12 protein-coding genes are annotated in these 12,138 nt (G+C 27.0%); 3 read left to right on the top strand and 9 right to left on the bottom strand.

Going from position 1 to position 12,138, the window contains the following annotated elements:
* Positions 1-32 precede the first annotated feature (32 nt).
* From R9C05_RS02140 to R9C05_RS02120, 5 genes are all read right to left on the bottom strand, one after another.
* Entirely contained in the window at positions 33-1,679 is a 1,647-nt protein-coding gene (locus R9C05_RS02140; protein ID WP_318613902.1) for a type 2 periplasmic-binding domain-containing protein, read from the bottom strand.
* 3 nt (positions 1,680-1,682) lie between these two features.
* Positions 1,683-2,567, bottom strand: coding sequence for a GTPase Era (gene era / locus R9C05_RS02135; RefSeq protein ID WP_121940901.1), 885 nt, complete (start codon positions 2,565-2,567; stop codon positions 1,683-1,685).
* 3 nt (positions 2,568-2,570) lie between these two features.
* Complete coding sequence (gene ybeY, locus R9C05_RS02130) at positions 2,571-3,020, bottom strand: rRNA maturation RNase YbeY (protein ID WP_121940900.1); 450 nt, start codon at positions 3,018-3,020, stop codon at positions 2,571-2,573.
* Between the two features lie 32 nt (positions 3,021-3,052).
* Entirely contained in the window at positions 3,053-5,086 is a 2,034-nt protein-coding gene (locus R9C05_RS02125; protein ID WP_121940899.1) for an Mbov_0121 family peptidase domain-containing ABC transporter, read from the bottom strand.
* 142 nt (positions 5,087-5,228) lie between these two features.
* A complete protein-coding gene (locus R9C05_RS02120; protein WP_121940898.1) occupies positions 5,229-5,579 on the bottom strand; it encodes a hypothetical protein in 351 nt (116 codons plus the stop codon).
* Between the two features lie 160 nt (positions 5,580-5,739).
* Here R9C05_RS02120 and R9C05_RS02115 point away from each other — a divergent pair, with 160 nt between their 5' ends.
* From R9C05_RS02115 to R9C05_RS02105, 3 genes are read left to right on the top strand one after another with little or no spacing between them, the layout of a single operon-like run.
* On the top strand, positions 5,740-6,486 hold the full coding sequence (locus R9C05_RS02115; RefSeq protein ID WP_121940897.1) for a hypothetical protein: 747 nt from the start codon (positions 5,740-5,742) through the stop codon (positions 6,484-6,486).
* A gap of 14 nt (positions 6,487-6,500) precedes the next feature.
* Complete coding sequence (gltX, locus tag R9C05_RS02110; protein ID WP_121940896.1) at positions 6,501-7,892, top strand: glutamate--tRNA ligase; 1,392 nt, start codon at positions 6,501-6,503, stop codon at positions 7,890-7,892.
* Positions 7,883-8,257: a hypothetical protein gene (locus R9C05_RS02105; protein WP_121940895.1), complete on the top strand. Its 375-nt coding sequence runs from the start codon at positions 7,883-7,885 to the stop codon at positions 8,255-8,257. Before gltX ends, R9C05_RS02105 begins: the two co-directional genes overlap by 10 nt.
* Before the next feature lie 41 nt (positions 8,258-8,298).
* Here the strand turns inward: R9C05_RS02105 and R9C05_RS02100 are convergent, their stop codons facing one another.
* From R9C05_RS02100 to mnmG, 4 genes are all read right to left on the bottom strand, one after another.
* Positions 8,299-9,495 carry a site-specific DNA-methyltransferase gene (locus R9C05_RS02100; RefSeq protein ID WP_121940894.1) on the bottom strand — a complete coding sequence of 399 codons (1,197 nt, stop codon included), beginning with the start codon at positions 9,493-9,495 and terminating at the stop codon, positions 8,299-8,301.
* Positions 9,485-9,691: a helix-turn-helix transcriptional regulator gene (locus R9C05_RS02095; protein WP_121940893.1), complete on the bottom strand. Its 207-nt coding sequence runs from the start codon at positions 9,689-9,691 to the stop codon at positions 9,485-9,487. The genes R9C05_RS02100 and R9C05_RS02095 overlap by 11 nt, the downstream gene beginning before the upstream one ends.
* A 196-nt stretch (positions 9,692-9,887) precedes the next feature.
* Positions 9,888-10,319 carry a 23S rRNA (pseudouridine(1915)-N(3))-methyltransferase RlmH gene (locus R9C05_RS02090; protein WP_121940892.1) on the bottom strand — a complete coding sequence of 144 codons (432 nt, stop codon included), beginning with the start codon at positions 10,317-10,319 and terminating at the stop codon, positions 9,888-9,890.
* A gap of 1 nt (position 10,320) precedes the next feature.
* On the bottom strand, positions 10,321-12,138 hold the full coding sequence (mnmG, locus tag R9C05_RS02085) for a tRNA uridine-5-carboxymethylaminomethyl(34) synthesis enzyme MnmG (RefSeq protein ID WP_121940891.1): 1,818 nt from the start codon (positions 12,136-12,138) through the stop codon (positions 10,321-10,323).

The following is a 12,138-nucleotide window of genomic DNA, read 5'->3' as shown; positions in this document are numbered from 1 at the left end:
CTGCTATAAAAAATAATGAATATTATACAAAATTATGATTTAGTTAGTTCATAGTAATAGTCACTAATTGCTGTTCTTAATTTTAAATCTAAAGGTTGATAAATTTGATGATTTATTCAAGTTGATTTTTCAACATCGAAAATATTCATTGCTTCTTCATCATCATTCTTATTTTCATCTTTAAAATAGTAGTTTTTTAGAAATTTATTAATATCAATGTATGCTGGCGTATAGTTGATTGCATTGAAGTTTGCAATAGCCGGTATGAAGTCAAAAGAATCCATAAAAGAATTATAATTTTCTTTTCAAAAACTAACATCTATTTCATGAACTTTTTTTGGTGTTTTTAATGAAGAATTTTTAAAAAGATTTTTTAATATTTCTTGTTTTGGTATGCCTGAATTTTTTTCAATTTCATTTGCAACATTTTGCAAATATTTTTGTTCAAGTTCTTCTTCGCTGAACTGTTGGCCAAGCATTGATTCTTTATTTAAAAATTCTAGAAGTTCGTCGCTTTCTTCATCATCAGTTCCTTGACTAATTATTCATGCGTCAAGTAAGAAATAATTGTTTTTAGGCCTTACATATTTTATTTGTACATCAGTAAAACTTTCAAAATTATCACTAGCATAATAAGCATCAAGAGCGTCACCATTATACATTACGCTCACATCATTTTTTGTAGGTATAGGTTCAATGATCTCATTTACTAATGTTAGTCCATCACTGATTAATCTATTTCTTGATGTGTCTTTTATTGAATAACCGCTAGCTTCTTTTACAAACTTAATGAAATAGTCATAGATTTCTTGGTAATTATTTAATGTTAGACTTTCAAGTTTTTCATGTTCTGGTGTTCCGACCAAATAATTTTTAATCTTTTCTTCACTTGCATAAAATTGACCAATCATTGCATTATCTAAGTAAGAGTTTGTTCAAGCAATGTTTTTGTATCCATGTTTGCTAGTTAAAGTTTTAATTATCTCAAGTCAGGTTGCATCTTTTTTAAATGAAATTTTATCAACGTCTTTAATATTTGGGTGTGATTTTTTGTTGATATTATAAACAACTAATTTATCTTGTAAAAAATAAGGAATTAAGAATTCATAAAAATGATCAATTCCTTCTTTTGAGTCAACTTCAAAACCCAAAACTTCTTGTTTAGGATCATCATTTTTAAAGTAAAGATAAGGTTTTATAATTTTCCCTTTTCTATTTTTTTCAATCTTATTTTCTGGATTAAGTTCTTTTACTTTATTTATAATGAAACTTTCAAATTTATCAAGATGTTTTCTCACTGCAATTGAATAATGAGAATAAATTGAATTTTTATCTGTTTTGTCATAAATTTTAGAAAAATTTATTTTTTTAATTTTACCTTCCAAAAGAAGCTCGGTTAATTGATAATCGCTTCCAATTCCAGCTACCGCTTTTTGACTATTAATAGCTTTTGTAAATTCGGTAACGCTTGAAAAAGTGTTATAAGTATATTTTTGTTTAAGTTTGTTTATAACTTTTGGCGATAAATACGATTCATAGTTATAGATACTTACTCTAAAAGGATTTTTAATTTTAACTGCGAGAATTGTTCCAAAAAAACCAAGAGTTATTATTACTAAAATTAAAATTAAAATAAATCTTAGTTTAAACGGAGCAATTGAATGTTTTTTATCAGACATTGATTAATACCCCAACTTTTTCATTTCTTCTTCTTTTTCCGTTCAGTTTTCGCTAACTTTAACGCGAATTATTAAATAAACTTTGTGACCAAAAACTTTTTCCATTTTCTTTCTACTATACATAGAAATGTTTTTAATCATTGATGCACCTTTACCAATTAGGATTCCTTTTTGGCTTTCTCTTTTTACATAAATTGTTGCAAAAATGTTGTAAGGTTTGTTTTCTTCTTCTATAAAATCATCAATTTTTACAGCGATTGAGTGAGGCAAGTCTTTTGTTAATCATTGAAGTGCTGCTTCACGAATAAATTCTTGAGCCATAAATCTTAAGTCAACATCGCCATATTGTTCTTCATCTTCATAAAATGGTTCGCCTTCATATGCGAAAGTTTTTAAATGGTTAATTATATCGGCGTAGGTATTAGGCAAGTTAAGACCGGCCCCGAAAATATCTTTGAAGCCAAGATCTTTTAAATCTTCAGCTTTTTGATCTAGTCTATTTTTATCGTCTACTAGATCAATTTTTGTAATTATTGCAAGTTTGTTTTCAATTTCTGAAGAATTTATTTTTTTAATAATAAATCTATCTCCTAAACCAGTTACTTCATTAGCGGGAGTTAAAAATAAAATTGCATCAACTTCATTCAGCATATTGAAGCTTTGTTGATTTAATCTTTGATTGAAAAGAGCGTTGGCTTTGTGAACTCCAGGAGTATCAACAAAAACAATTTGATATTCTTTGTCATTGTAAATTCCTCTGATGTTATTTCTAGTCGTTTGAATAATAGGTGAGACTATTGCAAGTTCTTGACCCAAAATATTATTCATTAAAGTACTTTTACCAACATTAGGTCGACCAATAATGCCGACAACACAAACTTTCTTCATAACTTACCTGCCTATGTTCAATCTTTTCATTATGTTTTCAACATGATTGTTCATAATTTCTGCTTCTTCTTCAGTTTGATGATCAAAACCAAATAAGTGTGCAATTCCATGAGCAAAAATGTAACAAAACTCTCTTTTTAAACTATGACCGAATTCTTTTGCTTGTTTTTTTATTTTTCATGGTGAAATAATAATTTGACCAAGCATAACTGAATCTAAAAAATCTAATTCTTTTGTAGCATCAAGCGGGAACGACAAAATGTCTGTTGTGTAATTTTTTCCCCGATATTCATTGTTTAACTTTTTCATTTCTAAAGCTGTAACAAATAGAATATCAACATTTAAATTTTTAGGCTCTTTGAATTCTTTTTGTGCTTCAATTAAAATGTTTTCAAAGTCACTAAGATAGTCAAATTTGTGATAACTTTTGTTCTTAAAACTAATGAAATTCATAATAAGAAAATTATAGCATTTTAGGGTTTAAATTAACAATTGATCAAATTTATATTAATTTGATGTTTCTTGAAAATATGCTGTTCTGAGTGACTAATTTCAATAAAGAATTTCTCTTTATGAATTTTGCTTATTGCTTTCATTAAATCCTTTCTTGATGACTCTTCAATATTTTCAAATGCTTCATCAAGAATAATGAGCGAATAATCAAAAGCAAATAGTCTTAAAAGATTAATAATTTGCCTTTGACCGCTTGAAAGAAACATTCCTCCGGCTTCAATCCTTTTGTTCAAATTTAGGTTAAATTTTTCAAGCATTTCAATGAGCTTGAATTTCTTAGCATTTTCAATAAAGTTATGCAGGGCTTGTTTGTCTTCGTTTGTTATAACTTCAATTAAAAAGCCTGTTTTGAAATATTCATTGTTGTTATTAATGAAAACTTTGTTTCTTCAATCTTTAATATTAATTTCCTTCAAGTTAATGTCATTTATAAATATATCTCCAGAATAATCTAAATAGTACGAGGCAAAAAGTTTTGCCAATGTAGTTTTTCCGCTTCCGTTATTTCCTTTCAAAACGATTGAATTTTTTGCTGATAAATTAATTGAATTTAGTATTAAATTTGAACCGTAGGAAAATGAAAGATTTTTTGTAGAAATTTTAGTAATTTTATCTACTATTTTTCCTGCAGTATTTAGGTCTTCTTTTTCACAATTCAAAATGTATTCAACACGTGTTAAGTCATTCAAAGAAATTGATAAATTTAGTAACAAATTTGTGATACTTTCACTAGGAGTAATCATTAGTGAAAATAATGTGTTGAATAAAACCAAATTTCCAAGTTCCAGCTCATCTTTTCAAAGATAGAAAGTTGCAATATAAACCAAAATAGTTTGTCCGATTAAAATAATCAATTTTACAAATCCATCTTTTAAATTCAAAGTATTGAAAAAAGTTTTTGAAATTTGTTCATTGGATTTCATTAGAAATTCAAATGATTTTACATTGCTTTCTTTTATTGAACTATTGAGTCTTTCTTGACTATTTAAAAAAGATTCAATTTGCTTAGTCATAATCTCAAGATTATTGTTTAGTATTGGATTGTATTTTTTTCAAATTTTGTCTTTAAATAAAGCAATTATTAAAATTAGCATACTCAAGAAACCAATACTTATTAAATAAAGTTTTCAACTAATTATAGAAAGCAATATTGAAATACTAATCAACATTAAAATATCGTTAAAAATTGTAGAAAAAATAGTTGCTAAAAACGTTCCAACTGAAGGCAAAAGTCCAACTCTTTGCAAATATTCACTTCTTGTTAATTTTTCAAGTTGTTTTAAATTCCCTTCAATTGTTGCTTTATAAAAGGAATTGAATAGCTGCTTCTGGACTTTTAAAATCATTATTTGTTTAAGAAGCGAATTAGCATAAAAAATAATTATTCTAACAACAATTAATCAACTGAAAATGATAGTAATTTTTAGTATTTCATCATGATGGACTTTTTGTAAATATTTATCAATAATATATTTAAAAAATAGACTAGTTCCATAAATTAAAACTTGGCTTAAAATTGTTGAAATAATAGTCAAAATAACAAGCCAAATTTTATTATTAATTATTGTTCTTTTTTCAACTAATTTTATAGGAAGAATCTTCTCCTTTTTCTTAACATAAATAATTACTTCTTGATACAAGTTTTTAAAGTCGTCTAAAGCAAGCTTTCTTTTGCCCTTAAAGGGGTCAAGCAAAATAATTTCCTTGTCATTTTTTTCTAAAATAATCACATAGTGAAATGTGTTATTTTCAAAAATTAAAGTAAAAATTTCTTCCTTTAGTTTAAGTTTTTTAAATGAAACAAAATCACCTTGCATTGCATTTAATTCAAGATTAAAATTTGACGCTATTTTTGCAAGTTCTTCTAAATTAATGCCCTGTTTGGAATAGTTAGCCCTTCACTTAAATTCATTAATATTAATTCATTTATCATAAAATTTGTTGTAAAAAGCTTGAAGCACAACTAATCCGCAATCTTTGATATCATTCTGAATTTTTATTCTCATATTTTCATTGTAGTGAGTGATTTTTAGAATTTATTAAATTTGTGAAAACTTTAGGAAAACTTTAGGAAAAGTCGCTTAATACATTATGTAATAATGTTGTGCATTAGAAAAAGCAATAAAAAAACTGCCAAAGGCAGTTTCACTATTTTACTATAATATTAATTACGATCGGGAATATTGAACCCAAGATACCGAGAACTATTGCCGAAACTACTGCTCTTATAACCTTAGATCTTTTTTGTCTTTTTCTAGCGCCCTCATCAAAGGCTGCGTTCGGTTCTTTTGCAGGCATTATACCCATAATAAGTGAAGCAATTAGAAGAATACCTGCAATTGCTAAAAAGATAAGGGATATAATCGTTAAAGCAGTAGCGAGGTAAAGTGCAATTTTTCCTGCAGTTTCCGCTGGGGCAACTGCCTCTAATTTTTTTGTTAAAAAATCTGTCGTTAGTGGTTTAAAAAGATCAGCAATATTAATTAATTTATCTTCCATCGTTTCCTCCGCTAAGAATATGACATATTTTACTTGATTTCTTAAATTACGTTTTTATTTGTTTAATAAATTTTTAAATTTAACATAATTTTTATAACTTATAATTATATAAAAGTATTTAATATAAGGAAATTCACAATTTAAAAGAGAGGTAATAATCTTGAAAAAAGCTAAATTTTTAATGCTATTAGGGACTTTTTCGTTAACTTCACTTCCGCTTTTATCAATTAATTGTTCAGGGAAAGGCCTTCCTCCAATTAAAACTAATGAAAAAAATAAACCTGAAATGTTTATAAAAAGAAGTGATGGAATTTTTTATTTTAAAGGTTCTCTTTCTGAATTTTATGCTTATAATCGTGATATTCAAAATCCTGTTTCCAGAAAAGACCCGTTTTATTATATAAACGAATATGAAAAAGAATCCGATGGAAGTTTTAAACTAGACAAAAATGGTAAAAAAATTCCTGTTTTGGATGCAAATAATAATCCAAAATCTAATTCAATCAAAAAACCGAAAATTTATAAAACACAATTTGCTGATTTATTTGATTTTACCAATCCATATTTATCAAAAGAAGGCTTTGATTATAGAATTTTTACTTGAAAACCACAAGAAATGGTTCAACTTTGGCCAAGTATTAGAAATTCAAAGTTTAAAAATTATCTAAATAGAAATGATGTATTATTTGTAATGTATTTTTACTTAGATAAAGCTTCTCAACAATGACACAATCATTCTGATGATTGAAAATCAGTTTTAGACAAAAGTGCAAGTATTATTAAAAGTGCAAATGGGTCTGAAAATCCCGAAGAAGCACCTTGACCATATCAGCCAGGAATACTTGATAAAGAAAAATTTTTAAGAACAAGAAGTGAGCCTACAATAATATTTTTTGAAAAACCTTAGAAAAGAGATAAATTATGAAAAAAATTAGAACAAGATATGCACCAAGTCCCACCGGATTTTTACACATTGGAGGAGCAAGAACTGCCCTTTTTTGTTATCTTTTTGCTAAACACTACAACGGTGATTTTGTATTTAGATTAGAAGATACTGATGTTGAAAGAAATGTTGAAGGCGGAGAAGAAAGCCAATTAAATAATTTAGCTTGACTTGGAATTATTCCTGATGAAAGTCCTTTAAAACCTAATAAAAAATATGCACCTTATCGTCAAAGCGAAAAACTTGAAATTTATCAAAATTTAATAAGTGATTTAATAAAAAAAGGCAATGCTTATAAAGCATATGATCTTCCAGAAGAAATTGAAAAGCAAAGAGAAGAACAAGAAAAAAAGGGAATTGCTTCTTTTAGATATGATCCAAATTGATTAAAAATTAATGAAAGCGAAAAACTAAAAAGAGAAAAAGAAAAACAATATTCAATACGTTTAAAACTTCCTAAAAATAAAATTTTTGCTTGAGAAGATTTAGTTCGTGGACATATCGAAGTTAATAGTGATGACATTGGTGACTTTGTTATTTTAAAAAGCGATGGTTACCCTACATATAATTTTGCAGTTGTTGTTGATGATCATCAAATGGAAATTACTCATGTTTTACGTGGTGAAGAACATATAACAAATACACCAAAACAGCTTGCAATTTATGAAGCATTTGGATGAAAAAATCCTGAATTTGGACATCTTACTATTATTACAAATATGGAAGGGAAAAAGCTTTCAAAACGTGATAAAACATTAAAACAATTTATTGAAGATTACAAAAATGAAGGTTATAATTCTGAAGCTATTTTTAACTTTTTGGCACTGCTTGGATGAACCAGTGCTGATAAATCTGAAATAATGTCGCGTGAAGAATTAATTAAAAAATTTGATCCTGCAAGGCTTTCAAAATCACCTTCTAAATTTGACATTATTAAGATGGAATGATTTTCAAAACAATATATGAAAAAGGTTGAAAATTCAAAATTAATTAGCTTAATAAATTCACCTAAAAATAAAGAGTGAAATGAACTTTTTGTCGAAACATATAAACAACATGCAGTAACAATTAATGAATTAAAAGAAAATCTTAAAATTTACCTTAATCCAAAGCAAAATTTAGAAAATTGTATTGCAACAAATTCAGTAGTTAAAACGTTTTTTAATGAACTTAAAAAAGTAAGTTTTACTATTGAAAATATTCAAGCATGTATTGATAAAACCAAAGACATTTTAAATGTAAAAGGTAAAGATCTTTTCATGCCAATTAGAATTGCTGCAACCTATGAAGAACATGGACCGGAACTTGCCAAAGCAATTTATTTATTTGGTAAAGATATTGTATTTGAAAGGCTAAACAAATGCAATTAAAATATACTTCAAAAACTTTCATAGATGATGAATGAAAAGTTTCTTTCGAAACACCATTTATTCCATTTTTTCAAAAAACAAAAGACGAATTTTTAATTTTTGATTTTAGTGATCAAAATTCAAATTTACATCATCTTGAAATAAGTGAAGAAGAAGTAAAAATTAAGTATTTACAAAATGAGCTTTATATGATACTTGATGAGATAACTCATTGAACCTTAAAACACGAAAATCAAGAGTACACATTAGACTTATTTTTATATGAAGTTTCTCTTGGCTTAAGTGAAGTAAATTTTAAATATGAAATGCAAAATCAAGGTCAAGTTTTACAAAGAGTTTGAATAAATTTAACCTTGCAAAAATAAAATAATATCAACAAAAACTCGCATTTGTAATGGCGAGTTTTTTATTCGTAAATTTTGTTTTCAATTTCAAAATTATCATTTAAATTATTTATTTTTAAGAAAGTTTTGATTCTATGAATCATAGCATCACTTACTTTTGGCTTTTCATAGCCTAAGGTTGTCATTACATTATATGCTTCGCTTTTTTCGTTAATAGGTTCATCAAGTTGAATAAGTATAAATTTATGGTTCATTTTATCTTCTTTATTTATTTCGTACACAGCTTGAGCAGTAGTGCCGCTTCCGGCGTAAAAATCTAGAATTAGTGAATCTTCATGTTGTGAAGAACGAATAAGAAATTTAATTAATTCCACTGGTTTTGGTGTATCAAATAAACCATAAAGTCCCATATTTTTCAAACTTTTAGTCCCTTGCCTTGAATAGAAATTTAAAATTGAATTTACATTGTCAGTTGCCTCATTCAAATATTCAATAGCATAAGGTCTACCATCTTTAAAGCAAAGTCTTTTTGCTTTATGAAGTTTGAGGATTTTCTCCTTGCTTGATCAGGCACGAGTTTTTAATGGCTCTAATGTAAGATTTATTTCATTAATAACTAATTTATTTGGTTTTCCAGGAGTTGATAAATCTTTGGCAAAAAATATGTTTCCTTTTTCATCTATGTTTGAATAATTGTTAATTCAAGTTAATCCTGTTTGTTTATTGTAATCATTAATGCATTTTTTAAGCTCCAAACTAGCTTTTTCTTTTGAAATTTTAAAACTTCTTTTAACTTTATTAATAATTGCTTTTATTAATAATGCTTCACTAGGATTTTCCATTCTTTTTATATAGAATTTAGGGAGCATTTTTTTATTTTTAGCAAATGCTAAAACATATTCATGGATAGTGTTAATATGTTTTGCATTGCTTCTTTGTGCTTGCTTGGTAATGAAAAGCCCAACATAGTTTTCTTTTCCAAAAACTTTATAACAAATTTGCAACAACGTTGCAAGTTCATTATCGTCAATACTTATAAAAATAACTCCGTTTACGGTTAAAAATTTATATGAAACCTCAAGTCTTTTTTGTATATCTTCTGCTCAATTGTAATTTTTATCCTTATAAGCAAAAGTTGTATTTAACGTATTATATGGTGGGTCGATATAAATGAATTTAACTTTATTTAAAAAAGGTTCGAATGATTTTGAATTCATTGTTTTAAGATTATCGCCAATAAAAATTTTGTTATTTTCCATAGTTAGTGTCGCTTTCTACTATTCCATATATCTTAAAAAGACGCATAAGTTTTCTTTTAATTTTCATGGTTGGTTCAAATCATCCGTTTTCATAACGGTTAACAGTAGCAAATGTAACTCCAATTTCTTCTGCAAGTTCGCTTTGAGTAATAAGCATTTTATTTCTTAATTGTTTTATTAATTCTAACCAATTCATTTTTCCTCTTTTATTATATTTTAACGTGACCGAAATCCTCTCTATAACGTTCTAACTCTAAATCTTTTAAAAAATTTCTAAATGTTTCCTCATTATAATGCATATTTTTTCCTCCTGCTTATATAACATAATTATATAAAATTAATAACTTTTTTCATGTAAAAATTAATTAAAAAAAGTCAGCCTTCAACTAACTTTACTTATGATATTTAATGTTATTTTTAATAGTAAATCCACGATATATTTGTTCAACCAACATTACTCTAAAAAGTTGATGAGGAAATGTTAGATTTGAAAATGAAATTTTATTATCAAAGTTTTCTTCGCAAACACCGTTTGAACCTCCGATAACAAAAGTTAGGTTATCTTCTTCCAAAAGATTTGAAAATTCTACACTATCAAAAGTTTTACCTTTGATTGATAACAAAAAGATCTTTGAACTCTTTGGAATTTTTTCAACAATAAGTTTTGTTTCTTTTTCTTTTTTAAGTTCAATATTTTGTTCATTAATTTCTTTTATTTCAATTAAGTTGATCTTGCTAAAGAAACTTATTTTTTTAACATAAGAATCATATAAATCTTTGAATTCTTTAGTCAAATTTCCAACTGCTATTATATTTATTTTCATATTATCTCTTATTGTTTAAATAATACATTAACATTTGAATATCAGCAGGATTAATTCCGCTTATTCTTGAAGCTTGCCCGATCGTTGTTGGTTTAATTTTTGTAAGTTTTTGTCTTGCTTCGGTTGCGAGATTATCAACTAAATAATAATCAATATCAACAGGTATTTTTAATTTTTCAAGACGAAGCATTTTTTCAGCAGTACTTTCTTGTTTTTTAAGATAACCAAAAAGTCTAACTTGAATTGTAAGTTCATTTATGTAAGGATAATCATTTCCTAAAATATCAATTGGATCAGTTGCTGGATTAGCTAAAAGTTTTAATTTTGAGATCCCATTGAAATTATTATATTTCTTTGCGAGATCTGAATTTGCCGAAACATAATCTTCCTTCAAATTTTCAATTTTCTTCTGTATTGAAGCGTATTTTTGATTTATGCGGTTATATTCTTTTTCATCAATCATCTTGTTTTCAAAAGCATATTTTGCAAGTCTTATATCAACATTATCGTTTCTTAAAAGCAAGCGATATTCAGCTCTACTAGTAAGCATTCTATAAGGTTCATTTGTTCCTTTTGTAACAATATCATCAATTAAAACGCCAATGTAAGCATCATTTCTTTTTATTTCCATATGAGGCATATTGTCAAGTTTATTTGCTGCGTTTATTCCAGCAACAAGCCCTTGAGCAGCCGCTTCTTCATAACCACTAGTTCCGTTAGGCTGACCAGCGGAAAAGAAATTTTTAACTAATTTAGATTCTAAAGATTTATGTAAATTTAAAGGATTAATTGCATCATATTCAATAGCATAACCATACTTTTGAACCTTAGCATTTTCAAGCCCAGGAATTGATTTTATCATTAAATCTTGAACATCAACTGGCATTGAAGTTGAAAGACCATTTATATACATTATGTCGCCTTTTGATGTTTCTGGTTCAAAGAAAATATGATGTGTATCTTTTTCTTGAAAGCGGACAATTTTATCTTCAATTGAAGGACAATATCTTGGGCCAATTCCAATTATTATTCCTGAATAAAGAGAGCTTTTATCCAAGTTTTTTAAAACAATTTCTTTAGTTTTTAAAGTTGTATGAGTTATATAACAACAAGTTTGCTCATCTAATTTTATATTTGAATGCATTGAAAAATTTAGCTCGTTTTTATCAAGTTTTTCTTTTTCAACTTTAGAAAAATCAATGCTGTCGGTATAAATTCTGCAAGGTGTTCCCGTTTTAAGTCTAATAATTTCAAAGCCATATTTTTTTAAATTATTTGAAAGATCATTGCTTGTTTTTTCGCCATCTGGTCCATCGTATTTTATGTCTTTGCCACGCAAGATTCTTGAGTTCATATAAACACCAGTGGTCATGATTGTTACTTTTGAAAAAATATTGCCGTGAGTTAAAGTTTTAACTCCGATGCAAGAATTATTTTCTACAATTAAATCTAAAGCTTCATCTTCAATTAAAGTAATATTTTTTTGTTTTTTAATTTCTTCTAAAATGATTTGACAATATTTTTCTTTATCAATTTGTGCCCTTAAAGATCAAACACTTGGACCTTTTGAAGAGTTTAACATCTTAATTTGAATCATTGATTTATCAGCAAAAATTCCTTGAACACCGCCTAGAGCGTCAATTTCACGTGTTATTATTCCTTTTGCTGAACCACCAATTGATGGATTACATGGTAGCATTGCTAAACGGTTTGTATTTAAAGTAATTAAGGCAACTTTAAAATTTCGCTTTGCTAACGCAAAGCATGCTTCAATTCCGGCGTGACCGCCTCCAATAACTATTGCATCAAATGTTTGCAT

The sequence above is a fragment of the Metamycoplasma subdolum genome, assembly GCF_033546815.1.
Lineage (GTDB): Bacteria > Bacillota_I > Bacilli_A > Mycoplasmatales > Metamycoplasmataceae > Metamycoplasma > Metamycoplasma subdolum.
The sequence above is the reverse complement of the archived record's forward strand: the minus strand, read 5'-3'. Positions and strand labels throughout refer to the sequence as shown.